Here is a 25646-nt window from a genome sequence, read left to right on the forward strand (position 1 = left end):
CAACGCGATCAGACGCGTTCGAAGACAGTGGTGATGCCTTGACCCAGGCCGACACACATGGTCGCAACGCCCAGGGTACCGCCATTTTGCTTCATGACGTTGAGCAGGGTGCCGGAAATCCGCGCACCAGAGCAACCGAACGGGTGGCCCAGGGCGATGGCGCCGCCGTGCAGGTTAACCTTCTCATCCAGCTTGTCGAGCACTTTCAAGTCCTTGAGCACCGGCAGGGCCTGTGCGGCAAAGGCTTCGTTGAGCTCGAAGAAGTCGATGTCAGCGATGCTCAAGCCCGCGCGCTTGAGGGCTTTCTGCGTTGCCGGCACCGGGCCGTAGCCCATGATCGCCGGGTCGACACCCGCCACGGCCATCGAACGGATCACCGCCAACGGCTGAATCCCCAGGTCCATGGCGCGCTGGCCGGACATGACGATCATGCACGAAGCACCGTCGGTGATCTGCGACGAAGTACCGGCAGTGACGGTACCGCCTTTGGGGTTGAACGCCGGTTTCAGCGACGCCAGGCCCTCGAGGGTGGTTTCCGGGCGAATGGTCTCGTCGTAGTCGAAGACCTTCAGGAAGCCGTTCTCATCGTAGCCCTGGATCGGGATGATCTCGTCCTTGAACTTGCCTTCGACCGTCGCCTTGTGGGCGAGCTGGTGCGAACGCAGGCCGAACAGATCCTGTTGCTCACGGGTGATGCCGTGCATCTTGCCGAGCATCTCGGCGGTGAGCCCCATCATCCCGGAAGCCTTGGCGGCGTGCAAGGACAGGTGCGGGTTGGGGTCGACGCCATGCATCATGCTGACGTGGCCCATGTGCTCCACGCCGCCAACCACGAACACGTCGCCGTTGCCAGTCATGATCGCCTGGGCGGCGGTGTGCAGCGCGCTCATCGACGAGCCGCACAGGCGGCTGACGGTCTGCGCCGCGGCGGTGTGCGGGATCTGGGTCATCAGCGAGGCCATGCGCGCGACGTTCCAGCCCTGCTCCAGGGTCTGGTTGACGCAGCCCCAGATCACGTCCTCGACTTCTTTCGGATCGACCTTGTCGTTGCGTTCCAGCAGCTTGCTGATCAGGTGCGCGGACAGGTCCTCGGCACGGGTGTTGCGGTGCATGCCACCCTTGGAGCGGCCCATCGGCGTGCGACCGAAGTCGACAATCACCACGTCTCTTGGATTCAGGCTCATATCAGTATTCTCGCTCTAGCTCGTTGGGCGCTCAGTTGAAGAAGCGCTGGCCGTTCTTGGCCATTTCGCGCAGCTTCGCAGTGGGGTGGTACAGCGGCCCCAGATCGGCGTACTTGTCGGCCAGCGCGACGAACTCGGCGACCCCGATCGCATCGATGTAGCGCAGCGCGCCACCGCGGAAGGGAGGGAAGCCAATGCCGTAGACCAGGCCCATGTCGGCTTCGGCGGCGGTGGCGACGATGCCGTCTTCCAGGCAGCGCACGGTCTCCAGGCACAGCGGGATCATCATCCAGTTGATGATGTCTTCGTCGCTGACTTCGCGCTGTTCGAAGACGATCGGCTTGAGCACGTCGAGCACCGTGGCGTCGGCGACCTTCTTCGGCTTGCCGCGCTTGTCGGTCTCGTAGGCATAGAAGCCCTTGCCGTTCTTCTGGCCCAGGCGATTGGCCTCGTACAGGGCGTCGACGGCCGAGCGGCGCTCGTCCTTCATGCGGTCCGGGAAGCCTTCAGCCATCACGTCGCGGCCATGGTGGCCGGTGTCGATGCCGACCACGTCCATCAGGTAGGCCGGGCCCATTGGCCAGCCGAACTTCTCCATGACCTTGTCGATGCGCACGAAGTCGACACCAGCGCTGACCAGCTTGGCGAAGCCGCCGAAGTACGGGAACAGCACACGGTTGACCAAAAAGCCCGGGCAGTCGTTGACCACGATCGGGTTCTTGCCCATCTTCTTGGCGTAGGCCACGGTGGTGGCGACCGCCACGTCACTGGACTTCTCGCCACGAATCACTTCCACCAGCGGCATCATGTGCACCGGGTTGAAGAAGTGCATGCCGACGAAGTTTTCCGGGCGCTTGAGCGCCTTGGCCAGCAGGTTGATGGAGATGGTCGAGGTGTTGGACGCGAGGATGGCGTCTTCCTTCACCTGCCCTTCCACCTCGGCCAGCACAGCCTGCTTGACCTTCGGGTTCTCGACCACGGCTTCGACGACGATGTCGACATTGGCGAAGTCGCCGTAGGACAGGGTCGGACGGATGGCATTGAGCGCCTCGGCCATCTTCGCCGGGGTCAGGCGACCCTTCTCGACGCGCTTGCCGAGCAGCTTGGAGGCTTCGTTCAGGCCCAGCTGGATGGCATCCTCGCGGATGTCCTTCATCAGGATCGGGGTGCCCTTGACCGCCGACTGGTAGGCGATGCCGCCACCCATGATGCCGGCGCCGAGCACGGCGGCCTGCTTCACTTCGTGGGCGATCTCGTCATGGGCCTTGGCCTTGCGCTTGAGTTCCTGGTCATTGAGGAACAGGCCGATCAGGCTTTCGGCGACCGAGGTCTTGGCCAGCTTGGCGAAGCCGGCGGCCTCGACTTCCAGGGCCTTGTCGCGACCGAAATTGGCGGCTTTCTGGATGCTCTTGATGGCTTCGACCGGGGCCGGGTAGTTCGGGCCGGCCTGGCCGGCGACGAAGCCCTTGGCGGTCTCGAAGGCCATCATCTGTTCGATGGCGTTGAGCTTGAGTTTTTCCAGTTTCGGCTGGCGCTTGGCCTTGTAGTCCAGCTCGCCGCTGATGGCGCGCTTGACCAGGTCCAGGGCGCCGGCCTGCAGCAGTTCAGGGGTCACCACGGCATCGACGGCGCCGACCTTCAGGGCGTCTTCGGCGCGGTTTTCCTTGCCCGAGGCGATCCACTCGATGGCGTTGTCCGAGCCGATCAGGCGCGGCAGGCGCACGGTGCCGCCAAAGCCTGGGTAGATGCCCAGCTTGACTTCCGGCAGGCCGATCTTGGCGGTGCTGGACATGACCCGGTAGTCGGCGGCCAGACACATCTCCAGGCCGCCACCCAGGGCGATACCGTTGATGGCGACGACGGTCGGCACCTGCAGGTCTTCGAAGTCACTGAAAATGCGGTTGGCTTCCAGGTTGCCGGCGACCAGTTCGGCCTCGGGCAGCTTGAAGTTGTCGACGAACTCGGTGATGTCGGCGCCGACGATGAACACGTCCTTGCCACTGCTGACGATCACGCCCTTGACCGACGCATCGGCCTTGATCGCGTCCACTGCCTGGCGCAGCTCGTTCAGAGTGAGGCGGTTGAACTTGTTGACGGACTCACCCTTGAGGTCGAACTGCAGTTCGACGATGCCGCTTTCAAGAGCCTTAACCGTGATGGCTTTACCTTCGTAAATCATCAACTGATCTCCACGATATGGAAGCTGAACTGTACACGCCGATCACTGGCGAAAGGGCCGGTGGATCCGATCCCCTCCCCCAGGCACACCCGCCGGCGCGCTAATCGGGATTCGTAAGAGCCGTCTGACATACAAACGCTCAATTCATACGCCCGTTTGATTTGGGTGTGCACACATTCTCCGAAAAGATCGACGTTGTCAAATGCTCCCGCGCACCTTGAAAACGCGACTTTCCAGTCATCTTCTACCCGCCGGGCAGGAAACATGATGACAGTGATTGCCGATCATTCATGTCAGCGATAGACCATCAGCGAACGACGGCAGCCGCAATTATTCAAACGCGCAGAGCGGCACTGACTACACTGCCTGTGATTGCAAGTGTTTCCGGCCTGCCTGGCCTTTTTCTGCGCAGCAGAACGCACCGCGCCGCGCCAAGGCTGTTCAGCTCTGGCGCGGCGCGGTGCGCTTAAGGGCGGGGTCAGGCGAGGCTGTCGAAGAACCGGGCAATATCCTGCAAAACAGATTTATCGCCCCGCTCGCTCCAGTACAGGACGATCATGCGGCTGTCGGCCTCGACCTTGTACACCGTGGCGGGCAAGCGCGCGAAGACCTCGGCCAGGCGCGCGTCCTCGCACGGTTCACGCCACTGGTTCCACCACACACCCGGGGTGATCTGCCAGTAGCACCAGCTGTCCGCGTGCCCGCGGCGGCGCGCCCGGTGGTACTGCGGGCAGGGGCTTGGCGGCTGGTTTTCCAGCCAGTGCGGCCACTGCTGCGGCGCCAGTTGCATGGCCAGGCCCATGCGCCGAGCCTCAAGGCGCAGGCTCATCTGCTCGCCCTGCTTGCGCGACTGGCGCAGCCAGGCAAGCGGGCTGAGCATCACCGCAAGGATTGACACCACCAGCCATACCGTCATATCTGTAGACCTTATAAAGCGTTGCAAATGAGCGGGTTATCCAGGTTTCACCAACGCCCCGCACGAAAGCGACCATACTTCTACTATCGCGATTGTCAGGAGTACTCACATGTCCTACGAACATCTTCTGGTCGCTGTCGACCTGACCGAAGAATGCGACCCGGTGATCAAGCGTGCCATGAAGCTCGCCGAACCCACCGGCGCCAAGGTTTCCCTGGTGCATATCGTCGAGCCCATGGCCATGGCCTTCGGCGGCGACGTGCCGATGGACCTGTCGCAGTTGCAGCAGCAACAGTTCGACCAGGCCAAGGAACGCATGGAGCGCCTGTATAACAAGTACCCGGATATCAATCGCGGCGACTCGCACCTGGTCTACGGCCAGCCGCGCCAGGAAATCCATCAGCTGGCCAAGGATCAGAAGTGCGACCTGATCGTGGTCGGCAGCCATGGCCGCCACGGCCTGGCGCTGCTGCTGGGCTCCACCGCCAACGACGTGCTGCACGGCGCACCTTGCGATGTGCTGGCAGTACGCCTACTGAAGAAAGAATAAGCTGCGCCGGCAAGCCGGCTCCCACGAGGTTTGTGTAGGAGCCGGCTTGCCGGCCAACGGGCCGAAAGCATTACTCAACCTTCGAGCTCAGCCCAGCGCTCCACCAGCGTGTCCAACTCACCCTGCAGTTTTTCGAGCTTGGCCAGTACCGCCGAAGTTTCGGCAATCGGTCGCTGATAGAAATCGGCAGCGCTCACTTCTTCCTGCACCTCGGCCATGCGCTGCTCCACCTCGTCGATCTGCCCCGGCAGCATTTCCAGCTCACGCTGCAACTTGTAGCTGAGCTTCTTCTTCGACGCGTCGGGCGCCGCGGCGACCGCAGCCGGCGCAACCGGCTCGGCCACCTTCTCGACCACCGCGCTGTTGAGCTCGGACTTGCCGCCCTTGCTCTCGGTCACGCCCAGCAGCTTGGGCGAACCACCTTGGCGGATCCAGTCCTCGTAGCCACCGACATACTCACGCACCCGCCCTTCGCCTTCGAACACCAGGGTGCTGGTGACCACGTTGTCGAGGAAGGCCCGGTCGTGGCTGACCATCAGCACGGTGCCCTTGTAGTTGGACAACACCTCTTCGAGCAGCTCGAGGGTCTCGACATCCAGGTCATTGGTCGGTTCGTCCAGCACCAGCAGGTTGGCCGGCTTGCTGAACAGCTTGGCCAGCAGCAGACGCGCGCGCTCGCCACCGGACAGCGCCTTGACCGGGGTACGGGCACGCTGCGGGCTGAACAGGAAATCGCCGAGATAGCTGAGCACGTGGCGGTTCTGCCCATCGATCTCGATGAAGTCACGCCCCTCGGCAAGGTTGTCGATGACGGTCTTTTCCAGGTCGAGCTGGTGGCGCATCTGATCGAAATACGCCACTTCCAGCTTGGTGCCGCGCTCGACCTTGCCGCTGGTCGGTTCCAGATCGCCGAGCATCAGCTTGAGCAAGGTGGTCTTGCCAGTGCCGTTGGCGCCGAGCAGGCCAATGCGGTCCTGGCGCTGCAGCACCATGGAGAAGTCCTTGACCAGTTTCGGCCCGCCGGCATGGGCGAAGCTGACATCCTCGAGCAGCATCACCTGCTTGCCGGACTTGTCCGCCACCTCGATCTGGATGTTGGCCTTGCCCTGGCGCTCACGGCGCTCGCCGCGCTCGACGCGCAACGCCTTGAGCGCACGCACGCGGCCTTCGTTGCGGGTACGCCGGGCCTTGATGCCCTGGCGGATCCACACCTCTTCCTGGGCCAGGCGCTTATCGAACAGCGCATTGGCGGTGGCCTCGGCGGCCAGCTCGGCCTCCTTGTGCACCAGGAAGCTGGCGTAGTCGCCGTTCCAGTCGATCAGCCCGCCACGGTCCAGTTCGAGGATGCGCGTGGCCAGGTTCTGCAGGAAGGAACGGTCGTGGGTGATGAACAGCACGGCGCCGTTGAAACCGCTCAGGGCCTCTTCGAGCCAGGCGATGGCACCGATGTCCAGGTGGTTGGTCGGCTCGTCGAGCAGCAGCAGATCGGGCTCGGACACCAGCGCCTGGGCCAGCAGCACACGGCGGCGCCAGCCACCGGACAGCTCGGCAAGGGTCTTGTCGGCTGGCAGTTGCAGGCGGCTCAGGGTGCTCTCGACCACCTGCTGCAAACGCCAGCCGTCACGGGCTTCCAGTTCGTGCTGGACATGCATGAGCTTGTCCAGGTCTTCATCGCCGTGGATGTTCTGGCTCAGGTGGTGGTATTGCGCTAGCAGCTCGCCGACGCCGTCCAACCCCGCCGCCACCACGTCGAACACGGAACGCTCGTCGGCTACCGGCAGTTCCTGCGGCAACTCGCCGATCTTCAGCCCTGGGGCACGCCAGATATCGCCATCGTCAGGCTTCTGCTCGCCCTTGACCAGGCGCAGCATGCTCGACTTGCCCGTGCCGTTGCGGCCGATGATGCACACCCGCTCGCCTCGGGCGATCTGCCAGGAAACCTTGTCCAGCAGCGGCATGGCGCCGAATGCGAGGGACACATCGCTTAATTTGAGCAGGGTCATGATCTTCTCCAAAAACCGGGCGCGCATTCTACCTGACTTGCCCCGCCACGGCATCAGCGACACGTTTCCCGCTGCCCGGCGTCGGATAACAACTCGATACAAGCACAGTGCTTTCACCGCTCCCCGGCAACCGGCTAAGCTAGGCAGTAATACCCAACAGTGCTGGCTCCGCCGTCACTCTCACTGGTTCAACTGCCCGGACGTATCATGCGCAGCCGCCTGTTACAACTTGCTTCCGCCCTGCTGCTCACCGCCACCGCCGCGAGTGCCGCACAGGCCGCCGACCTCAGCCAACAACGCCAGTACTACGACGAAGCCAAGCGCGCCCTGGCCAAGGGCGACAAGGGCCCGTACCTGCGCTACGCCCAGGCGCTGCGCGACTATCCACTGACGCCGTACCTGACCTACGACGAACTGACCGCGCGCCTGAAAAGCGCCAGCAACCAGGAGATCGAAGGCTTCCTCGCCGCCCATGGCGACCTGCCCCAGGCCAACTGGATGAAGCTGCGCTGGCTGCGCTGGCTGGCCGAGCGCGGCGAATGGACCACCTTCACCAAGTACTATGACGCCAAGCTTAACTTCACCGAACTGGACTGCCTCAATGGCCAGTACCAGCTCAGCCATGGCCTGCGCGCCGAAGGCTTCGCCACGGCGGAAAAACTGTGGAACGTCGGCAAGTCGCAGCCTGCTGCCTGCGACACCCTGTTCGCCCTGTGGGCCGCCGAAGGCCAGCTGACCGAGGCCAAGCGCTGGCAGCGCGCCAAGCTGGCGGCCCAGGCGCGCAATTACGGCCTGGCCAACAACCTGGTGAAAACCCTCACCACCCTCGGCCCGCAAGGCAAGCTGCTGCTCGACGTGGCGCAAAAGCCAGAGCTGCTCAACCAGCCCTCGCGCTTCACCCCGGTCAACGAGGCCATGTCGGACGTGGTCAGCCTCGGCTTGCGCCGCCTGGCCCGACAAAACCCTGAACAGGCCATGGCGCTGCTCGATGACTACGCCCAGCGCATGCACTTCTCCCGCGACGAGAAAGTCGCCATCGCCCGCGAGATCGGCCTGACCCTGGCCCGCCGCTACGACCCGCGCGCCCTCGAGCTGATGACCCGTTACGACCCCGAGTTGCGCGACAACACCGTCAGTGAATGGCGCATGCGTCTGCTGCTGCGCCTGGGCCGCTGGGAGGACGCCTACGAGCTGACCAAGCGCCTGCCCCAGGACCTGGCCAGCAGCAACCGCTGGAAATACTGGCAGGCGCGCAGCCTGGAGCTGGCGCAACCGAACAACCCGCAAATTCCGCTGTTGTACAAGACCGTGGCCCGCGAGCGCGACTTCTACGGCTTCCTCGCCGCCGACCGGGCGCAAACCCCTTACCAGCTGAACAACAAGCCGCTGGTGCTGAGCCAGGCGGTGATCAACAAGGTGCGCAATACCCCCGGTGTGCGCCGCGCTCTGGAGTTCCATGCCCGCGGCCAGATCGTCGAGGGCCGCCGCGAGTGGTACCACGTCAGCCGCCACTTCAACCGTGACGAGATGGTCGCCCAGGCACGCCTGGCCTATGACATGCGCTGGTACTTCCCGGCCATTCGCACCATCAGCCAGGCGCAGTACTGGGACGACCTGGATATCCGCTTCCCCATGGCCCACCGCGACACCCTGGTGCGCGAGGCCAAGGTTCGCGGCCTGCATTCGAGCTGGGTATTCGCCATCACCCGCCAGGAGAGCGCCTTCATGGAAGATGCCCGCTCCAGCGTCGGCGCCAGTGGCCTGATGCAACTGATGCCAGGCACCGCCAAGGAGACCGCGCGCAAGTTCAGTATTCCTCTGGCCTCGCCGGCCCAGGTGCTCAATCCGGACAAGAACATCCAACTCGGCGCCGCCTACCTGAGCCAGGTGCACAGCCAGTTCAACGGCAACCGGGTACTGGCCTCGGCGGCCTACAATGCCGGCCCCGGCCGCGTGCGCCAGTGGCTCAAGGGCGCCAAGCACCTGAGCTTCGATGTGTGGGTGGAGTCGATTCCGTTCGACGAGACCCGCCAATACGTGCAGAACGTGCTGTCGTACTCGGTCATCTATGGGCAGAAGCTCAATTCACCGCAACCGCTGGTGGATTGGCATGAGCGGTATTTCGACGATATGTGATCGTCCGCCGAAGGCGCTCCAGCGCCTATGCGATCGAGCGCCGCCCGCGCGGGCGGCGTTCGATTTCAGCAGCGCGGCAAGACTATCGCCCAACGCCTCACCGCGCCTTACTCGACAACCTCAACCGCCATTCCCACCTTCAGTTCACCCTCGCCATCCACCGCCAGGTTCTGGCCAAATAGCACATCCCCTTCCCGCTCGCGGAATGTCTTGAGGGTAGTCAAGGGTTCCCGGTCGGCGCTGCGTTCGCCAGTGGCGGGGTCGAGGGTGGTGAGAATGCAGCGTACACTGGGCTTTAGCACACGGAAGGTCATGTCGCCGATGCGGATGCGTTTCCAACCGTCTTCGGCAAATGGCTCGGCGCCCTGGACCACCAGGTTCGGGCGAAAACGCAACATCTCCATGGAGCGCCCGACCCGGCGACTCAGCTCATCCAGCGAGGCCTGGCCGATCAGCAACAGCGGAAAACCGTCAGGAAAGGCTGCCCGATCACTGTTCAAGCCATAGCCGCTGGGCAGGTACCGGGCCCGCTGCTCAGGGCAATGCACCAGCCTTACCGATTTACCCAGCAGCTCACTGAGCCAGGCCGCAGCGGCATCGCCGGCATCGGGGACGCGCAAGGTGTCACGCCAGATGGTGACGCCCCGCAGCTCATCATCGGCGGCCGGCACCGGCACTTCCAGCGCTGGCCGCCCCGGCGCGGCCAGCAGCAACTGGCCCTGGGCGCCATAATCGGCACTGATCTGCCCGAGCCGCGGCCAGGCCCGCTGCGTGAGAAAACGGCCATTCTCCGCCTCCACCACCAACCAGCGCCGGTCCCCCTGCAATCCCAGGTTGCCCACAGGCGACACCGATAGACTCTGGGCCTGCGCCGACTTCACCGGATAACGATACAACGCACTCAGAAACATCCTTGCCCGCCTTGCGCCAGTTGAAACGCCAAGCTTATACGTAGGCGGGCGATGATTACACTGCCGCGTGATCCAGGCTCAAGCGCTGGCGCACCACCTCCACCAGACGATCCGGCTGGAATTTGGAGAGGAAGTTGTCGCAACCGACTTTCTTCACCATCGATTCGTTGAAGCTGCCCGACAGCGAGGTGTGCAGCACCACGTACAGGCCACGCAGGCGCGGATCGTTGCGGATCTCGGTGGTCAGCCGGTAGCCGTCCATCTCGGGCATTTCGGCATCGGTGAAGACCATCAGCAGTTTTTCGCAGACATCCTCCCCGGCATCGGCCCAACCCTTGAGCAAGCGCAGCGCCTTGAGACCATCGCTGGCCGTATGCAGCTTCACGCCCAATTGCGACAGGGTTTCACGCAACTGCGCCAGGGCCACGCTGGAGTCGTCCACCAGCAACACTTCGCGGCCGCGAGCGCGGGCCAGCAGCGGGTCCTCGAGCTTGTCGCGCGAGACCTTGGCACTGTAAGGCACGATCTCGGCCAGCACCTTTTCCACGTCGATGATTTCCACCAGCTTCTCGTCGACCTTGGTGATCGCCGTAAGGTAGTGTTGGCGGCCGGCGCTGGTTGGCGGCGGCATGATGGCTTCCCAGTTCATGTTGACGATGCGGTCGACGCCACCGACCAGGAAGGCCTGCACCGAGCGATTGTACTCGGTGACGATGATGGTACTGTCCGGCCCCGGCTGCAGCGGGCGCATGCCGATCGCCTGGGACAGGTCGATCACCGGCAGGGTCTGGCCACGCAGGTTGACCACCCCGCAGACGAAGGCGTGACGCTGTGGCATCAGGGTCAGCTTGGGCAGCTGCAGCACCTCCTGGACCTTGAAGACGTTGATGGCGAACAACTGGCGGCCGGCCAGGCGGAACATGAGAATTTCCAGGCGGTTCTCACCCACCAGTTGCGTACGTTGGTCTACCGTGTCGAGAATGCCTGCCATTGCACAGCCCCCAGGCTTGAGTCGGAAAAAGTGGTTGCATCAGCCCTGTATCGGCGGATGCCGCCCCAGCTTAACCCCTGATGGAAAAAGCCATGCAGGGTGATTGATATCACTTTACCATCATGCTTTACTGCTGCCACGCCACCCCTTCGTGCCTCCCCCGACGAACAGCCCCCCTGAATCTGCATCAGGGAAACCCTTAGTAGCAATCGGGTGCAACCTGATGTTCGCGATATCCATTAGCCATTAATGTGACGCCATTCTCAATGCATGAACGGAGTCAGGCTTTTGCTAGCGATCATCTTGGTGTGGCCAATCCCTGACACCGGGGAGCCATGATGGATAGCACGCCACTGCACAACGGCGCCGTGCCGGACTTCCTGCAAGATGCGCAGGTCCTGCTGGCCAGGGCCCAGGAGTGCCTGCAGCACCTGGAACTGATCGACAACGACGCCGACGCCTGCCACTGCCTCACCGAAACCCTCGACACCCTGGCCTTGCGCGCCGACGCACTTGGCCTGGTCGAAATCGCCCACTACACGCGCACCCTGCAGCAAGTGCTGGCCCCTGCCTGTGCCCAGCAGCATCTGCACGGTCCAGCCCTGCCGGCGCTGACGGCCTGCCTGACCCTGCTGGCCTGGCAACTGGAACTGGTCGACCCGCACTGCGGTCGCCTCGACCTGGATACCGAGGAACAGCAACAGCTGCTCGGCGAGCTGGCCAGCCTGCTTGGGCAACCAAGTGGACAACTGTGCGCGCCGTGCCATGCAGCGGGTAGCCTTTGCACCCACCCGCATCCCGGCGACCGACAGACCACACACGGCCTGGTCATACCTGAGCGTGCGCACTAAACGGGTGGGCGGCGACAAGTAAGTCGCCACAACTTGCCAAGTTGATCAAGTTTTACCAAATATTTTCCCGCAGATGATTCTTAGTTGATTCAGACGCTTTGGAAACATCATTTAATAATGGCACTCTGCTAGCTGCGCGCCCACCGGCTCGATCCGCCACAGCCCGGAAACTCCGAGGTTTCAAGCGGTTATCCCCGCGCGACCAAATTCAATCAAAGTGCTAACATGCGCACTTTCGAACATGCGCACCGTTGAACAGCGGGCGATTGGCCGCAGCCCCAGTGCTTGATGCAAAACGGGACGCCGATAACCCGGGTTGGGCATGTGCAATGCTTTCATCAGCAATAACTCAGTGGCTTCCCTATCTATGCTCCCACGCTTGAAGTTTCTCCAGCGTTGCCGCTCCAGAGTTGCCCTGCTGCGCTGGACGACGGTGTTGCTGTGCGTCGCCTCGCTGGCAGCGAACCTGGTGTGCTACCTGCAAACCCAGCCGCTCTCGGCCAGCCTGTTGCTGCTGCAGTTGGCGGCCATGATCGGCGCGGGCTGGCACCTGCGGCACTGGGCACGCTCGATCAGCCTGCGCCCGGCGGAACTGGCAACCCGCATGCTCCAGGTTCAGGAGAGTGAACGCCAGCGCCTGAGCCGCGAACTGCACGACGACATCGGCCAGTTGCTTACCGCCGCCAAGCTTCAGCTCGACTGGCTGCAACGCCGGGTACCGACAGAGCTGCAAGCGCATTGCGGCACCTTGCGCAGCACCCTGGAGCAGACCCTGGGCAACGTCCGTGACGTCTCGGCCATCCTCAACCCACGCCAGCTGGCCAGCCTCGGCCTGGAAGCGAGCCTGCGCGCGCACCTGCTGCGCACCCTGGAAAACACCGAGGTGCACTGGAGCCTGGAGTGCCAGCAACGCCTGGGCGGGATCAACGACGACGTGGCCATGGCCGCGTTCCGCATCACCCAGGAAGCGGTCACCAACATGCTGCGCCACGCCAGCGCGCGCAACCTGGTGGTCCGCCTGCAGCGCACACCGGCAGGCCTGGCCCTGTCGATCCAGGATGATGGCGACGGTTTCGTGCCCGAGCCGGCCCCGGCCGATGCCGGCCAGCGCGGCATGGCCGGCATGCAGGAACGGGTGACCGCCCTGCAAGGCAGCCTGAGCATCACCAGCCAGCCCGGCCAAGGCACCCGAATCGATGCACTTTTCCCCTGGCCGCCACGCAGCCAGGAACGCGCCAGGACCCCTGCCCCCGATGACCTGTAGATTACTGCTGGTGGACGACCACTCCCTGATCCGCGCAGGCGTACGAGCATTGGTCTCGGACATCCCCGGCTACACCGTGATTGGCGAGGCCGATGATGGTGGCCAGTTGCTCGAGCATGTTCTGCGCCTGGACCCGGACATCGTCCTGCTGGATATTTCCATGCGCACCACCAGCGGCCTGGACGCCCTCACGCAACTGCGCGCAAACGGTTGCCTGTGCAAGGTGCTGATCCTGTCGATGCACACCGACCCGGACCTGATCATGCGCGCCCTGGAAAGCGGCGCCCACGGCTACCTGCTCAAGGACACCACCGCCACCGAGCTGGAGCAGGCTCTGGCGGCATTGCGCAGCGACGAGCGCTACCTGAGCCCGGCCATCGCCCACACCGTGATCAACCAGGCGCTGCTGCGCGCGCACAGCGGCAAGCAGCCCAGCGACGACCGCCACAACCTGACGGCGCGCCAGCTGGAGATCCTGCGCCTGATCGTGCGCGGCAAATCCACCCGCGAGATCGCCAGCGGCCTGGGGCTGTCGATCAAGACCGTGGAAACCCATCGCTCGCAGATCATGAAGCGCCTGCAGATCTACGACGTGGCGGGCTTGGTGCTGTTCGCCGTGCGTGAACGGATCATCAGCCTCGACGACTGAGCAGCGGCGAATCCGCCGGCAAGTGCACGCGCAAGGCGCGAGGCACCGCCTCGAAGCGCAGACTGTCGGCCTGCAAGGGCTCGCCATCGAGGTTTATATCCAGGCCCTGGGCGCTCTTGATCTCCACCCAAGGCAGCCGGGCCCGCACGAACAGGCCATCGCCGGCCAGCAGGTCGCGCAGCGCGCCGGCCATCTCTTGCGGCGCCGGCAGGATGCCGATATCCAGCAAGCCATCATCGGCCTTGGCCTCCGGGCACAGCACATGACCGCCTCCGGCCTGACGGCCGTTACCGATACCCAACGCCAGCAACTCCCCCTGCCAGTGGAAATCCGGCCCTTGCAGCTCCACCGCGGCGGCCTGCAGTTCGCTGAAGCGTGACAAACCGGTGAACAGATAGGCCGCCGCGCCCAGGACCTTCTTCAGGTCTTCCGAGGTATTGGCGGTCACCTGGCTGCCGAAACCGCCGGTAGCCATGTTCAGGAACAACTGGTTCCCCACCCGCCCCAGGTCAATGGCCTGCGCCGGCTGCTCCAGCAAGTCCAGCGCCGCCTGTGGTGTCAGCGGCACGCCAGCGGCCTTGGCGAAGTCATTGGCCGTGCCCAGCGGCAACAACGCCAGGCTGGCCTGGGTCGCCGCCTGCCCCATGGCTTCGGCGACATCACGCAAGGTACCGTCGCCACCACCCGCAACCAGGTGAGCGTAACCGGCGGCCAGGGCCTCCTCGACCAGGCGCTGGGCATCACCGGCCTCCCAGGTCAGGCGCACATCCAGGGTCCAGCCTCGCTCGCGCAACTGGCCCACCGCCAGGCGTACTTCGTCGTTGCCGGCCTGTTTGCCATGCAGGATCAGCAGTGCCTTGGAATGCTGCATCGTCGTGCTCCCTGTTGATTGAAAAGCCCTACCGCAATCTCGACAACTCAAGCGTGCAGATTGCTCCACAGCCCACACCCAACAGGACGAATTCCTGCAGCCACCATTGAAAGGTAGCGGCTACAGGTGCATCATTCGACAAATATTTGGCCTTCATGGACGATGCCGCTCGTAAAAGTCATTTTATTGACTTTCTGTCATCGAATACCTGGCAGGTCGTGATTCCCTTGTTTTCGCGCTGTGCGACAGCGCCCTGATTCGAGGCTGTGACTATGAGCGTTCTGATCCCCTGCATCATCGCTGGCGGCGCCGGCACCCGATTGTGGCCGGTGTCCCGCGAGGCCATGCCCAAGCCGTTCATGCGCCTGCCCGACGGCATGAGCCTGCTGCAGAAAACCTTCAGCCGGGCCCGCGCCCTGCCTGGCGTGGAACGCGTGCTCACGGTGACCAACCGCGAGGTCTACTTCCGCACCCAGGACGAATATCGCCAGCTTGGCACCCAGGGCCTGGCGCTGGACTTCATCCTCGAACCCTTCGGCCGCAACACCGCCCCCGCCATCGCCGCGGCAGCCCTGCACTGTGCCCGGCTGTATGGCGAGGACAGCCTGCTGTTGGTACTGCCCGCCGATCACCTGGTGCAGGACCAGGACGCCTTCCAGCAGGCCGTCGAGCATGCCCGCCAACTGGCCTCCCAGGGCTGGCTGACCACCTTTGGCCTGCTGCCGACCCGCGCCGAGACCGGCTTTGGCTACATAGAACAGGGCCAGCCGCTCGACGAGCAGGCCTATCGGGTTGCCCGCTTCGTCGAAAAACCCGACGCAGACACGGCACTGGGTTATCTGAAGGACGGCCGATACCTGTGGAATGCCGGCATGTTCTGCCTGCGCGTCGACACCCTGCTGGCCGAACTGCAGGCCCACGCCCCCGAAGTCTTGCTCAACATGGGCCAATGCCTGGAGGCCAGCCAGGTCAAGGCAGGCGCTGGCGACCTGCAGGTGGAGCTGGACGGCGAGCACTTCGCCCAGGCCCCCGACCTGTCCATCGACTACGCGCTGATGGAGCGCTCCAGCCAAGTGGCCGTGGTGCCCTGCGACATCGGCTGGCGCGATATCGGCAGCTGGGAAGCGGTGCGCGAGCTGCGCCCGGCTGACGACCAAGGCAACCATTGCAACGGCGAAACCGTGCTGCACGATGTCAGCAACTGCTACATCGACGCGCCCCGGCGCCTGGTCGGCGCCGTGGGGCTGGACAACCTGATCGTCATCGACACCCCCGACGCGCTGCTGATCGCCGACGCCGCGCGCAGCCAGGAGGTCAAGCTGATCGCCCAGCGGCTCAAGCGCCAGGGCCATGATGCCTATCGCCTGCACCGTACCGTGACCCGTCCCTGGGGCCTGTTCACCGTGCTCGAGGAAGGGCCTCGGTTCAAGATCAAGCGCATCATGGTGCGCCCCGGTGAATCCTTGTCGCTGCAGATGCATCACCACCGCAGCGAGCACTGGATCGTGGTCAGCGGCATGGCCTGCGTGACCAACGGCGAGGAGGAGTTCTTGCTCGACACCAACGAGTCCACCTTCATCAAGCCCGGCCGCAGCCATCGCCTGACCAACCCCGGGGTGATCGACCTGGTGATGATCGAAGTACAGAGCGGCGAGTACCTGGGCGAAGACGACATCGTACGCTTTACTGATATCTATGGACGCGCCCCGGCCGCCGCCCTCGGGTGACGGCCAGTGGGCGCGTCTTGCCATCCTGGGCCGACAACCGGCCAACCGCGAGGAATCCGGCTCATGCGCATACTCTGGACCCTGCCCTACCTGCCCTGGCCAACCACCAGCGGCAGCAAGACCCGGCAATACCACCTGCTGCGCGCCCTGGCCCAGCACGGCCACCGGATCACCTTGCTGGTGCAGTCCAAAGTACCCTTGGGCGAGGCTGCGCGCGAGGCCCTGGTGCCATTCGTCGAACGCTTGATCGTGCTGCCCCGGCGGGCACTGCACAGCCCGCTCAACCTGCTGGCCTCGCCGATCATCGACTACCCGATGCGCGCCATCATCAACGGCCTGGCGCCCTGCCTGCGGCACCGCTTCGAGCAACTGCTGGACGAACCCTGGGACGTGATCCAGATCGAGCACAGCTACAGCTTCCAGCCGTTCGAGAAGGCCTTGCAGGCCCGCGGCTTGCCCTACATGCTCAGCGAGCACTACCTGGAATCGGTGATGGGCGCCGCCTGCCACGACCGCCTACCCCTGTGGCTGCGGCCGCTGAACGCCTTCGACCGCTGGCGCTACCGGCGCTGGGAGCAACGAGTGCTACGCCAGCCCACCGAGGTAGTGGCGGTCAGCGCCCACGACGCCGAGCTGATCGGCCAGATCAGCGGGCGCCCGGTGAACGTGGTGGTCAATGGCGTAGACTGCGACCACTACCAGGATGTGCGCCCCACCCCGCATAGCCAACGCCTGCTGTTCGTCGGCAACTTCGAGTACGGCGCCAACCTGGAGGCCATCGAATGGGCACTGGAGGAGATCCTGCCCCAGGTATGGATGAGCAACCCAGCGGTGCGCCTGGCCATTGCCGGGCACGCCCTGCCGGCCAGTTGGAAGCTGCACTGGAACGACCCGCGCATCGAGTGGGTTGGCTATCGACCCGACCTGCGCGAGCTGCAACGCCGCTCGGCGCTATTCTTCGCGCCATTGCGCCATGCTGGCGGCTCCAAGGTGAAAATCCTCGAGGCCATGGCCGCGGGATTGCCAGTGATCACCACCAGCAAGGGGGTTTCGGGGCTGACCGTGAACACAGGCGAGCACTACCTGGGCAGCGACGATGGCGGCCAACTGGCGCTGCTTATCACGCAACTGCTCAATCAGCCCGCGCGCATGAGCCAGCTCGGCGAGGCCGGCCGGGCATTCGTGCGCCAACGCCATGACTGGAGCGTCGCCGCCCAGCAACTGGAGAACGTGCACATGCGCCTGACCCAGCTGGCCCCCGCAGGCAACAGCCCCCTGGGCGGCGTGCTAGCCAAGTAGCTCGCTGAACGGAATGAACGTCACCAGCTCGCCTTGGCGCGGCGTTGTGCCTTCACGCACCTCCACCACCCCGTCGGCCCAGGCCGCGCTGCGCAGCACCCCGGAACTCTGGTTCTTGTAGATGCGCGCCTGGCCGTCCTCGATGCGCGCGCGCAGGTATTCGCGACGATTGCCCGGCCTGGGCCAGTCGAACCCGGCTGGCACGCTGAAGCACAGCGGCGCGACCTTGCTCACGCCTTGCCGGCGCAGCAGGTAGGGACGAGCCAGCAAACCAAAGGTCACCAGGGTCGAGGCCGGGTTGCCCGGCAGGCCGATCACCGGCACTCCCTGGTAGTGACCAAAGGTCAACGGCTTGCCCGGCTTGATCGCCAGCTTCCACAGCGCCAGCTCGCCAGCTTCGCGCAGGGCCAGGCCAAGGTAGTCGGCTTCGCCCACCGAGACGCCACCGGTGGAGAGGATCAGGTCGACATCACCCAGGCCACCCAGGCAGTGCCGGGTACGCTCGAGGTCGTCCGGCAGGATGCCGGCGTCCAGTACCTCGCAGCCCAGACGCTGCAACCAGCTGACCAGCAGGCGGCGGTTGCTGTTGTAGATCTGCCCCGGGCCAAGCGACAGGCCGGGCTCGACCAGTTCGTCACCGGTCGACAGCACCGCCACCCGCGGCCGGCGTACCACCTCCAGCTCCGCGAACCCCAAGGTCGCTGCCAACCCGAGCTGGATCGGGCCCAGGCGCGTGCCAGCAGCGATCACCAACTCGCCGACACGGGTTTCCTGCCCCTTGGGGCGCACGTTCTGGCCCAGGGCCAATGGCTCGACAAAGCGCACCCGGCCGTCCTCGAGTACCTCGGCGTTTTCTTGCATCTCGACGCAATCGGCGCCCTCAGGCAACGGCGCCCCGGTGAAGATCCGCGCGCAGGTGCCTGGCTGCAGCGGCTCCGGCGCATGACCGGCGAAGATGCGCTGGGTCACTGCCAGCGGCTCGCCCTGCCAGTCCGCCAGGCGCAGGGCGTAGCCGTCCATGGCGCTGTTGGGCCAGGGCGGCAAATCGAGCCCGGCAAGCAGATCGCAGGCCAGCACCCGACCTTCGGCAGCGCCCAGGGCCACGCGCTCGGTCGTCGTGATAGGTGCGGCCTCGGCCAGCGCCAACAAGCGTTCGAGAGCCTCTTCCAGCGGCATCAATGGCCGCGCCGGGGCCACCTCAACCACGGCTGTCACAGGCCGCTGCCTGCTTCAGGTGCGGGACGAAGTTGCACGGCCGGTGACGGGCGTCCAACTGCTCGGCGAGGATGCCATCCCAGCCGGTACGCACGGCGTTGGTCGAGCCCGGCAGGCAGCAGACCAGCGTCCCGTTGGCCAGGCCAGCCAGGGCGCGGGACTGCACAGTGGAGGTGCCAATGTCGGCCACCGAGATCTGCCGGAACAATTCGCCGAAGCCTTCGACCTGCTTGTCCAGCAGGCAGGCCACGGCTTCCGGGGTGCTGTCGCGCCCGGTGAAACCGGTGCCGCCGGTGATCAGCACCACTTGCACGTGCTCGTCGGCGATCCAGGTGGCGACCTGGGCGCGGATCTTGTACAGGTCGTCCTTGAGCAGCACCCGCGCCGCCAGGCGATGGCCCGCGGCACTCAGGCGGTCGACGAACAGTTGGCCGGAGGTGTCGGTGTCGAAGGTACGGGTATCGCTGACCGTGAGCACGGCGATGTTCAGCGGCACGAAGGGGGTATCAGCCTTGGCTTTCATGGGGGTCCGTCACGCGGGAGGGGAATGTGCGCTGTTATATCACAGGTCACCGACAACGAACGCAGCCTTGTTCTTGGTCAATGCCCCGACGATGGCGCTATGCTGCACTTTGCAAGGAACTTGCGTGGACGCCCTGCGTCTTAATGTCATCTAGCACCATTGCACTGGAGAAACACGATGATCCAACGGACCCTTCCCGCCTTCCTGCTTGCCCTGGGCCTGGGCGCCCTCGCCGGCTGCGCCTCGCCTACCGTCATCACCCTGAACGACGGTCGCGAAATCCAGGCGGTGGACACGCCGAAGTACGATGACGACTCCGGTTTCTACGAGTTCGAGCAGCTCGACGGCAAGCGCGCGCGCATCAACAAGGACCAGATCCGTACCGTCAAGGAGCTGTGATCCAGCCCCTGTTTTTCAGCGCAACTCCTTTTTGCAACAAGGGGTTGCGTTGAAAAAATCGATGCAGTAGCATTTCGGACATCGGAGTGTAGCGCAGCCAGGTAGCGCGTCTCGTTCGGGACGAGAAGGCCGCAGGTTCGAATCCTGTCTCTCCGACCATATCCGACAAAAAGCCCGCCGCGCGCGGGCTTTTTGTTGCCTGCGCTAAACCCCAGGAGCCGGCAGCACCGGCACGTGCAGCAGCTGCAGCCGCGCGCTGCTCCATTCGCGGGTTTTGTTGATCAGTTCAAGGTCGTTATTCAGCTTCTGGCCGTAGCTTGGCAGGATCTCCTTGAGCTTGGTCTGCCATGCAGGGGTATCGATACGCTCCTTGAAGGCCTTCTCCAGCACACCCAGCATGATCGGCGCGGCAGTCGAGGCACCAGGGGACGCGCCCAGCAGCGCGACGATGCTGCCATCCTGCGCGGCCACCACTTCGGTACCGAACTGCAGCACACCGCCGTGCATGGGGTCTCTCCTGACCACCTGCACCCGCTGGCCGGCCTGCAGCAGTTTCCAGTCCTCGCCCTTGGCGTTGGGGAAGTACTCGCGCAGCATCGCCATGCGCTCATCGAAACCAAGCATCGACTGGCCCATCAGGTAGGTGCCGAGCTCAGTATTGTCGAGGCCGGCATGCAGCAGCGGGCTGATGTTGTCGGTGGTCAGCACGGCGAACCAGTCCAGCAGCGAACCATGCTTGAGGTACTGGATGGAGAAGCTCGCGAAAGGGCCGAACAACAGCACTTGCCTGCCATCGATCATCCGCGTGTCGAGATGCGGCACCGACATCGGCGGCGCACTCACCGACGCCTTGCCGTACAGCTTGGCCTGATGCCGGGCCACCAGGTCCGGGTTGTCGCTCATCAGGAACTGGCCGCCGACCGGGAAGCCGGCATAACCTTCGGCTTCAGGGATGCCGGACTTCTGCAGCAGCTTGAGGGCCCCGCCACCGGCGCCGATGAAAACGAAACGCGCCTTCACTGCCGCTTCGCGCCCTGCATTGGCCAGATCCGCCACCACCACGTTCCAACTGCCATCGTCGTTGCGCTTGATATCACGCACTTCTTGACCCAGGTGCAGCTTGACGTTGGGATTGCGGGTCATCGAGGCAAACAGCTGGCGGGTGATCTCACCAAAATTGACATCGGTACCTATGGCCATCCGCGTAGCCGCGACCCGCTGCCCTGGATCACGGCCTTCGATCAGCAGCGCTGCCCACTTGCGGATCTGCTCGTGGTCCTCGGTGATTTCCATGCCGCGAAACAGCGCACTGTGCTGTAGCGCCGCGACGCGCTTGTGCAGGAAGGCGATGTTCTCATCACCCCAGACAAAGCTCATGTGCGGCACATTGTTGATGAACGAAGGCGGGTTGCTCAGCACACCCTGCTCGACCTGATAGGCCCAGAACTGCTTGGACAGCTCGAACTGTTCATTGATCTCGACGGCCTTGCCGATATCGATGCTGCCGTCCTCGGCGAGCCTGGTGTAGTTCAGCTCGCAGAAGGCTGAATGACCGGTGCCGGCGTTGTTCCAGGCGTTGGAGCTTTCCTCGGCGACCTGATCCAGGCGCTCGTAGACGGCGATTTTCCACGCAGGTTCCAGCTCGGCGAGGTAGGTGCCGAGGCTGGCGCTCATGATACCGCCGCCGATCAGCAGGACATCAACGGTCTTTTCTGGGACGGCGGGCTTGGAGCAACCGATGACGCCCAGGCACAGGAGCGTCAGCAGGAACTTCTTCATTGGATCTTTCCGGTTGTAGGTGTTCACGCGGGGGCGATAGCGAAGAACGTGCCAACCGGTTTGCGCCCCTGTTGCGGGGGTCGAAGCGCTGGGGAGATGGCGACAAACCGCCACTCAAGAGCTGGATGCCAGAGCCTGGCTGGCGGGTTTCCCCCGTTTCTTGCGCGAGCTTGAGTATCGCGCACCTAGCCGCAGGAAGGGGTACTCGAACGAGTATCAAGGCTTTTCGTACAGAGCTTGGGACTTGCCGGGGCTGCGCTGCAGCCCCGGTAATCTCGCATTCAAGTGGCCCTTGATCGCACACGCCTGGCAACGCTGCGCGCGGGTGCCAGGACTCAGCGCGCCGGCGCGAGCTTGCCCTTGTCGTCGGAGAAAACAATCTCGACCCGCCGGTTCTGCGCCCTGCCCCGCTCCGAAGCATTGGCCTCCACCGGGTACTGGTCGCCATAACCCTCGACCTGGATACGCTTTTCATCGACCCCCAGGTCGACCAGCATATCGGCTACCGACTGGGCGCGATCGCGCGACAGCTTGAGGTTGTCCTCGGATGCACCGGTGCTATCGGTGTAGCCCTCGATCCGCACCACGCGCCGCGGATTGAGCTGAAGGAACTGCACCAGCTTGAGGACCGTGCGGCTTGCCGAGCTCTTCAGCTCCGCCTGGCCTGTATCGAACAGCACATCGCCCAAGGTCATCACCAGGCCACGATCGGTCTGCTCGGACGCCAGCGCGGCGATCTGCGCCTCGACGAACTTGCCCTGCTGCTGCACGCTGGCCAACTTGGCCTCGCGCAGCGCCAGTTGCAGACGCTGGCGCTCCAGGTCGAGCTTGCTCAGGCGCTCCTGGCTTAGCGCCAGGTTGGCGTGCTCGCGGGCGATCTCGCTGTAGCGCTGGCTCAGGTAGGCGTAGTGGCGCACGTCGCTGCCAGTCCCCACGTAGCCGGCCAGGCGTTCGGCACGCCCCAGGGACTCGCCCGCACGGATCACGTCGCGCGGCGCGCTGCGCAACACATCGGAATCGTCCTTGACCTTCTGGAACGCCGCGCTGGCATCTTCCAACGACGACTCGCTGCGCTGGCTGGCGCAACCCTGCAGGCCGACCAGGCCCAACAGCACCAGCGCGACGGGCATGAGGCGGCTCATGGCTGCACCTCCAATTGCTTGCGCAGGCGCTTGATACGCGACTGCATGACCTGCAACTGCTCCTCGCTTTTCTGATTCAGCACCCGCGCCTCGGCCAGGCGTGCATCCAGCTCAGCCTGCTCGGCACGCATGCGCGCATCACGATAGCGCTCACTGATCATGTTGCTCTTGGCGCGGGCCAGCTTGTCTTCGGCCAGCTTGAATTCCGCCACCTGCTCGGTGGCACCGACAGCCTTGGCCTGTTCCAGGGCCTGCTCGGACAGGCGCAACTGTTCATTAGGTGCCGGATCGTTGGCACAACCGGCCAGGCCAAGCATGGCCAGGGCAAGCATCAGGGGTTGGGTTCTCACGCACTCTTCCTACTGTTTAGGGGCGCCCTGCGACGCCTGCATCTGCGCTTTCCAGCGCTCCACATTGCGCTGCAGCACAGCCTCGCTCGCCCCGGAGATCGGTAATTCTGTCAGCTTTTTCGCCAGTTGTCCGCGCAACCAGCTGTCGTTGCATGCCGAGTTATGCGACACCGCCAGGTACAGACCTGGCCGGTCCACCGGCAAGCCCCTGGCGATCAGGTCGTCGCTCACACCCAGGCTCTGGGCCATGGCCATGCCGGAGTAACGGCCGGCAAGCACATAGTCGACCTGGCCCAGCACCAGTTTCTGGAACGCCTGGGTAAGGTTCTGCGCCGGCGCAAGCTTCAGCTGGGCCTTGGCGAAAACCTCGAAGGCGGGTGTCAGCCGCGCCTTCTCTGACAAGCCGCCGCGGTATTGGGCCAGGTCTGCCGGGCCGTTGAACTCGAGTACCGCGTCGTGGCGAGTCCAGACCAGGTACTCGTTGAGTTGCAAGGCCGGATGGATATAGTCCAGGGCGGTCAACTGAGTGACCTGCATCGGCGTATCGAGCAGCAGGTCGATGCGCCCGCTACGCACCTCGTCGAGCGCCTGCTCGCGCTTGCCGGCGTGCAGCACCTCGATCTTCAGGCCCAACTCGTCGGCCACCTGGCGCAGCAAGTCGACATTGGCCCCGATCAGGTGCTTCGGGTCTTGCGGGTCCTGCCATGAATACGGCGGCGCATCCGGGCTGCCGGTGGCCACCAGGCGTTCGCATTTACCTAGCGCCCATACCGGGCTCGACAGCAGCGCCAAGGCGCAGGCCAGCATCCCCTTGCTCGAACGAAACACCATGCAACCACTCCCCACCTGCGCAACGACAGCCATGAAAAAACCCGGACCGCCAAGGGCGGGCCGGGTTCTTTATAAGTGAAGCAGGCGGATCAGACCAGCTTTTCCAGCTCCGGTACTGCTTCGAACAGGTCGGCGACCAGGCCGTAGTCGGCCACCTGGAAGATCGGCGCCTCTTCGTCCTTGTTGATCGCGACGATCACTTTCGAGTCCTTCATGCCGGCCAGGTGCTGGATCGCGCCGGAGATACCGACGGCAATGTACAGCTGCGGCGCGACGATCTTGCCGGTCTGGCCGACCTGCATGTCGTTCGGCACGAAGCCTGCATCGACCGCGGCGCGCGAGGCACCGACCGCGGCGCCGAGCTTGTCGGCCAGGGCATAGAGGTGCTTGAAGTTGTCACCGTTGCCCATGCCGCGACCGCCAGAAACGACGATCTTGGCGGCGGTCAGTTCCGGACGGTCGGACTTGGCCAGTTCTTCGCCGACGAAGGCCGACTTGCCGGCATCGTGAGCGGCAGCGACAGCTTCGACAGCGGCCGAGCCACCTTCGGCGGCCACGGCGTCAAAGCCGGTGGTGCGCACGGTGATGACCTTGACGGCGGCGTTCGACTGCACGGTAGCGATGGCGTTACCGGCGTAGATCGGACGCTTGAAGGTATCGGCCGATTCCACCGAAATGATCTCGGAGATCTGGTCGACATCCAGCAGCGCGGCAACCCGCGGCAGGATGTTCTTGCCGTTGGTGGTGGCCGGGGCCAGCACGTGGCTGTAACCCTTGGCCAGCTCGACCAGCAGCGGCGCGACGTTTTCCGGCAGGGCATGGGCGTAGGCCGCGTTGTCGGCGACCAGCACCTTGGCAACGCCTGCGATCTTGGCGGCGGACTCGGCGACGCCACCGACGTTCTGGCCTGCGACCAGCACGTGGATATCACCACCGATCTTGGCGGCAGCGGCGACAGTGTTCAGGGTGGCCGGGGCTACGGCACCGTTCTCGTGTTCAGCGACAACCAGGATAGTCATTTAGATTACCTTCGCTTCGTTCTTCAGCTTCTCGACCAGTTCGGCCACCGACTTGACCTTGATACCAGCGCTGCGTGCAGCCGGCGCTTCGACTTTCAGGGTCTTGTTGGTGGAGGCGAGGGATACGCCCAGCGCGTCCGGAGTCAGGGTCTCCAGCGGCTTCTTCTTGGCCTTCATGATGTTCGGCAGCGACGCGTAGCGCGGCTCGTTCAGACGCAGGTCGGTGGTGACGATCGCCGGCAGGTTCAGCGCTACGGTCTGCAGGCCGCCGTCGATTTCACGGGTGACGTTGACCTTGTCGCCAGCGACTTCCACCTTGGAGGCGAAGGTGCCCTGGGCGAAGCCGGTCAGCGCGGCCAGCATCTGGCCGGTCTGGTTGTTGTCGCTGTCGATGGCCTGCTTGCCGAGGATCACCAGCTGCGGCTGTTCCTTGTCGACAACGGCTTTCAACGCCTTGGCCACGGCCAGCGAGTTCAACTCGTCGGCGGCTTCGACCAGGATGGCACGGTCGGCGCCCAGGGCCAGGGCGGTACGCAGTTGCTCCTGCGCCGCGGTCGGGCCGATGCTGACGACGACGATCTCGCTCGCCACGCCCTTCTCTTTAAGGCGCACGGCTTCTTCCACGGCGATTTCGCAGAAGGGGTTCATGGACATCTTGACGTTTGCAAGGTCGACGCCGGAGTTGTCCGCCTTGACGCGAACCTTGACGTTGTAGTCGACCACTCGTTTGACAGCTACAAGAACCTTCATGGATTCCTCGTTACTCTCCGGTGAAAAGAAGATCGCCTGGGGACTGCCCGGCGAATGCGCGTGGGTACAAGGGCACCTCTAAAAACGTGTCGACACCGGCAATGTTC

Annotated in this window: 23 protein-coding genes and 1 tRNA gene; 9 read left to right on the forward strand and 15 right to left on the reverse strand. The window is 64.2% G+C overall.

Annotated features, from left to right (window positions below):
• Window positions 1-8: 8 nt before the first annotated feature.
• From fadA to E3U47_RS12530, 3 genes are all read right to left on the reverse strand, one after another.
• Entirely contained in the window at window positions 9-1184 is a 1176-nt protein-coding gene (gene fadA / locus E3U47_RS12520; protein ID WP_134691750.1) for an acetyl-CoA C-acyltransferase FadA, read from the reverse strand.
• Between the two features lie 31 nt (window positions 1185-1215).
• Window positions 1216-3363: a fatty acid oxidation complex subunit alpha FadB gene (fadB, locus tag E3U47_RS12525; RefSeq protein ID WP_134691751.1), complete on the reverse strand. Its 2148-nt coding sequence runs from the start codon at window positions 3361-3363 to the stop codon at window positions 1216-1218.
• A 478-nt stretch (window positions 3364-3841) separates the two neighbouring features.
• Window positions 3842-4279, reverse strand: coding sequence for a hypothetical protein (locus E3U47_RS12530; protein WP_134691752.1), 438 nt, complete (start codon window positions 4277-4279; stop codon window positions 3842-3844).
• A 109-nt stretch (window positions 4280-4388) separates the two neighbouring features.
• Here E3U47_RS12530 and E3U47_RS12535 point away from each other — a divergent pair, with 109 nt between their 5' ends.
• Window positions 4389-4829 (forward strand): universal stress protein, encoded by a 441-nt coding sequence (locus E3U47_RS12535; protein WP_134691753.1) that lies wholly within the window; start codon window positions 4389-4391, stop codon window positions 4827-4829.
• Window positions 4830-4903: 74 nt separating this feature from the next.
• Here the strand turns inward: E3U47_RS12535 and E3U47_RS12540 are convergent, their stop codons facing one another.
• Complete coding sequence (locus tag E3U47_RS12540) at window positions 4904-6832, reverse strand: ATP-binding cassette domain-containing protein (protein ID WP_134691754.1); 1929 nt, start codon at window positions 6830-6832, stop codon at window positions 4904-4906.
• Window positions 6833-7039: 207 nt separating this feature from the next.
• Between E3U47_RS12540 and E3U47_RS12545 the strand changes: the two genes are divergently transcribed.
• Complete coding sequence (locus tag E3U47_RS12545; RefSeq protein ID WP_134691755.1) at window positions 7040-8968, forward strand: transglycosylase SLT domain-containing protein; 1929 nt, start codon at window positions 7040-7042, stop codon at window positions 8966-8968.
• Between the two features lie 107 nt (window positions 8969-9075).
• On the opposite strand, the gene E3U47_RS12550 is transcribed toward E3U47_RS12545, so the two are convergent.
• Both E3U47_RS12550 and E3U47_RS12555 read right to left on the reverse strand, forming a co-directional pair.
• Window positions 9076-9879: an MOSC domain-containing protein gene (locus E3U47_RS12550; protein ID WP_134691756.1), complete on the reverse strand. Its 804-nt coding sequence runs from the start codon at window positions 9877-9879 to the stop codon at window positions 9076-9078.
• Between the two features lie 55 nt (window positions 9880-9934).
• Window positions 9935-10870 (reverse strand): chemotaxis protein CheV, encoded by a 936-nt coding sequence (locus E3U47_RS12555; RefSeq protein WP_134691757.1) that lies wholly within the window; start codon window positions 10868-10870, stop codon window positions 9935-9937.
• Window positions 10871-11208: 338 nt separating this feature from the next.
• On the opposite strand from E3U47_RS12555, the gene E3U47_RS12560 reads away from it, so the two are divergent.
• The 3 genes from E3U47_RS12560 (at window position 11209) to E3U47_RS12570 (ending at window position 13634) form a co-directional block, all read left to right on the forward strand.
• Window positions 11209-11721, forward strand: coding sequence for a histidine kinase (locus E3U47_RS12560; protein WP_134691758.1), 513 nt, complete (start codon window positions 11209-11211; stop codon window positions 11719-11721).
• A gap of 367 nt (window positions 11722-12088) precedes the next feature.
• A complete protein-coding gene (locus E3U47_RS12565; protein WP_134691759.1) occupies window positions 12089-12985 on the forward strand; it encodes a sensor histidine kinase in 897 nt (298 codons plus the stop codon).
• Entirely contained in the window at window positions 12975-13634 is a 660-nt protein-coding gene (locus E3U47_RS12570) for a response regulator transcription factor (protein ID WP_134691760.1), read from the forward strand. Before E3U47_RS12565 ends, E3U47_RS12570 begins: the two co-directional genes overlap by 11 nt.
• On the opposite strand, the gene yegS is transcribed toward E3U47_RS12570, so the two are convergent.
• Window positions 13618-14505: a lipid kinase YegS gene (gene yegS / locus E3U47_RS12575; protein WP_134691761.1), complete on the reverse strand. Its 888-nt coding sequence runs from the start codon at window positions 14503-14505 to the stop codon at window positions 13618-13620. The genes E3U47_RS12570 and yegS overlap by 17 nt on opposite strands.
• A 272-nt stretch (window positions 14506-14777) precedes the next feature.
• Between yegS and E3U47_RS12580 the strand changes: the two genes are divergently transcribed.
• Window positions 14778-16232, forward strand: coding sequence for a mannose-1-phosphate guanylyltransferase/mannose-6-phosphate isomerase (locus E3U47_RS12580; protein ID WP_134691762.1), 1455 nt, complete (start codon window positions 14778-14780; stop codon window positions 16230-16232).
• 63 nt (window positions 16233-16295) lie between these two features.
• The gene (locus E3U47_RS12585) at window positions 16296-17531 is read left to right on the forward strand and encodes a glycosyltransferase family 4 protein (protein WP_134691763.1); all 1236 of its coding nucleotides are present in this window, start codon (window positions 16296-16298) and stop codon (window positions 17529-17531) included.
• Here E3U47_RS12585 and glp read toward each other — a convergent pair.
• Window positions 17520-18707 (reverse strand): gephyrin-like molybdotransferase Glp, encoded by a 1188-nt coding sequence (gene glp, locus E3U47_RS12590; protein WP_134691801.1) that lies wholly within the window; start codon window positions 18705-18707, stop codon window positions 17520-17522. The genes E3U47_RS12585 and glp overlap by 12 nt on opposite strands.
• Window positions 18708-18729: 22 nt before the next feature.
• Window positions 18730-19269, reverse strand: a complete 540-nt coding sequence (moaB, locus tag E3U47_RS12595) for a molybdenum cofactor biosynthesis protein B (RefSeq protein WP_134691764.1) — start codon at window positions 19267-19269, stop codon at window positions 18730-18732.
• 177 nt (window positions 19270-19446) lie between these two features.
• On the opposite strand from moaB, the gene E3U47_RS12600 reads away from it, so the two are divergent.
• Window positions 19447-19668 carry a YgdI/YgdR family lipoprotein gene (locus E3U47_RS12600; RefSeq protein ID WP_134691765.1) on the forward strand — a complete coding sequence of 74 codons (222 nt, stop codon included), beginning with the start codon at window positions 19447-19449 and terminating at the stop codon, window positions 19666-19668.
• Between the two features lie 82 nt (window positions 19669-19750).
• A tRNA-Pro gene (locus tag E3U47_RS12605) sits at window positions 19751-19827 on the forward strand.
• A 45-nt stretch (window positions 19828-19872) separates the two neighbouring features.
• Here the strand turns inward: E3U47_RS12605 and mqo are convergent.
• From mqo to E3U47_RS12635, 6 genes are all read right to left on the reverse strand, one after another.
• Entirely contained in the window at window positions 19873-21447 is a 1575-nt protein-coding gene (mqo, locus tag E3U47_RS12610; RefSeq protein WP_134691766.1) for a malate dehydrogenase (quinone), read from the reverse strand.
• 335 nt (window positions 21448-21782) lie between these two features.
• Window positions 21783-22589, reverse strand: coding sequence for an OmpA family protein (locus E3U47_RS12615; protein ID WP_134691767.1), 807 nt, complete (start codon window positions 22587-22589; stop codon window positions 21783-21785).
• A complete protein-coding gene (locus E3U47_RS12620) occupies window positions 22586-22939 on the reverse strand; it encodes a DUF4398 domain-containing protein (RefSeq protein WP_134691768.1) in 354 nt (117 codons plus the stop codon). The genes E3U47_RS12615 and E3U47_RS12620 overlap by 4 nt, the downstream gene beginning before the upstream one ends.
• A 9-nt stretch (window positions 22940-22948) precedes the next feature.
• A complete protein-coding gene (locus tag E3U47_RS12625) occupies window positions 22949-23770 on the reverse strand; it encodes an ABC transporter substrate-binding protein (RefSeq protein WP_134691769.1) in 822 nt (273 codons plus the stop codon).
• Between the two features lie 89 nt (window positions 23771-23859).
• Entirely contained in the window at window positions 23860-24789 is a 930-nt protein-coding gene (locus tag E3U47_RS12630) for an electron transfer flavoprotein subunit alpha/FixB family protein (RefSeq protein ID WP_134691770.1), read from the reverse strand.
• Window positions 24790-25539, reverse strand: coding sequence for an electron transfer flavoprotein subunit beta/FixA family protein (locus tag E3U47_RS12635; RefSeq protein ID WP_134691771.1), 750 nt, complete (start codon window positions 25537-25539; stop codon window positions 24790-24792).
• Window positions 25540-25646: the final 107 nt, after the last annotated feature.

The organism is Pseudomonas sp. RIT623, from assembly GCF_004519305.1.
Lineage (GTDB): Bacteria > Pseudomonadota > Gammaproteobacteria > Pseudomonadales > Pseudomonadaceae > Aquipseudomonas.

Excerpts from the sequence above, each read along its gene's own strand:
- fadA (WP_134691750.1), bottom strand. The coding sequence starts at position 1,184 with ATGAGCCTGAATCCAAGAGACGTGGTGATTGTCGACTTCGGTCGCACG.
- fadB (WP_134691751.1), bottom strand. The coding sequence starts at position 3,363 with ATGATTTACGAAGGTAAAGCCATCACGGTTAAGGCTCTTGAAAGCGGC.
- E3U47_RS12530 (WP_134691752.1), bottom strand. The coding sequence starts at position 4,279 with ATGACGGTATGGCTGGTGGTGTCAATCCTTGCGGTGATGCTCAGCCCG.
- E3U47_RS12535 (WP_134691753.1), top strand. The coding sequence starts at position 4,389 with ATGTCCTACGAACATCTTCTGGTCGCTGTCGACCTGACCGAAGAATGC.
- E3U47_RS12540 (WP_134691754.1), bottom strand. The coding sequence starts at position 6,832 with ATGACCCTGCTCAAATTAAGCGATGTGTCCCTCGCATTCGGCGCCATG.
- E3U47_RS12545 (WP_134691755.1), top strand. The coding sequence starts at position 7,040 with ATGCGCAGCCGCCTGTTACAACTTGCTTCCGCCCTGCTGCTCACCGCC.
- E3U47_RS12550 (WP_134691756.1), bottom strand. The coding sequence starts at position 9,879 with ATGTTTCTGAGTGCGTTGTATCGTTATCCGGTGAAGTCGGCGCAGGCC.
- E3U47_RS12555 (WP_134691757.1), bottom strand. The coding sequence starts at position 10,870 with ATGGCAGGCATTCTCGACACGGTAGACCAACGTACGCAACTGGTGGGT.
- E3U47_RS12560 (WP_134691758.1), top strand. The coding sequence starts at position 11,209 with ATGGATAGCACGCCACTGCACAACGGCGCCGTGCCGGACTTCCTGCAA.
- E3U47_RS12565 (WP_134691759.1), top strand. The coding sequence starts at position 12,089 with ATGCTCCCACGCTTGAAGTTTCTCCAGCGTTGCCGCTCCAGAGTTGCC.
- E3U47_RS12570 (WP_134691760.1), top strand. The coding sequence starts at position 12,975 with ATGACCTGTAGATTACTGCTGGTGGACGACCACTCCCTGATCCGCGCA.
- yegS (WP_134691761.1), bottom strand. The coding sequence starts at position 14,505 with ATGCAGCATTCCAAGGCACTGCTGATCCTGCATGGCAAACAGGCCGGC.
- E3U47_RS12580 (WP_134691762.1), top strand. The coding sequence starts at position 14,778 with ATGAGCGTTCTGATCCCCTGCATCATCGCTGGCGGCGCCGGCACCCGA.
- E3U47_RS12585 (WP_134691763.1), top strand. The coding sequence starts at position 16,296 with ATGCGCATACTCTGGACCCTGCCCTACCTGCCCTGGCCAACCACCAGC.
- glp (WP_134691801.1), bottom strand. The coding sequence starts at position 18,707 with ATGCCGCTGGAAGAGGCTCTCGAACGCTTGTTGGCGCTGGCCGAGGCC.
- moaB (WP_134691764.1), bottom strand. The coding sequence starts at position 19,269 with ATGAAAGCCAAGGCTGATACCCCCTTCGTGCCGCTGAACATCGCCGTG.
- E3U47_RS12600 (WP_134691765.1), top strand. The coding sequence starts at position 19,447 with ATGATCCAACGGACCCTTCCCGCCTTCCTGCTTGCCCTGGGCCTGGGC.
- mqo (WP_134691766.1), bottom strand. The coding sequence starts at position 21,447 with ATGAAGAAGTTCCTGCTGACGCTCCTGTGCCTGGGCGTCATCGGTTGC.
- E3U47_RS12615 (WP_134691767.1), bottom strand. The coding sequence starts at position 22,589 with ATGAGCCGCCTCATGCCCGTCGCGCTGGTGCTGTTGGGCCTGGTCGGC.
- E3U47_RS12625 (WP_134691769.1), bottom strand. The coding sequence starts at position 23,770 with ATGGTGTTTCGTTCGAGCAAGGGGATGCTGGCCTGCGCCTTGGCGCTG.
- E3U47_RS12630 (WP_134691770.1), bottom strand. The coding sequence starts at position 24,789 with ATGACTATCCTGGTTGTCGCTGAACACGAGAACGGTGCCGTAGCCCCG.
- E3U47_RS12635 (WP_134691771.1), bottom strand. The coding sequence starts at position 25,539 with ATGAAGGTTCTTGTAGCTGTCAAACGAGTGGTCGACTACAACGTCAAG.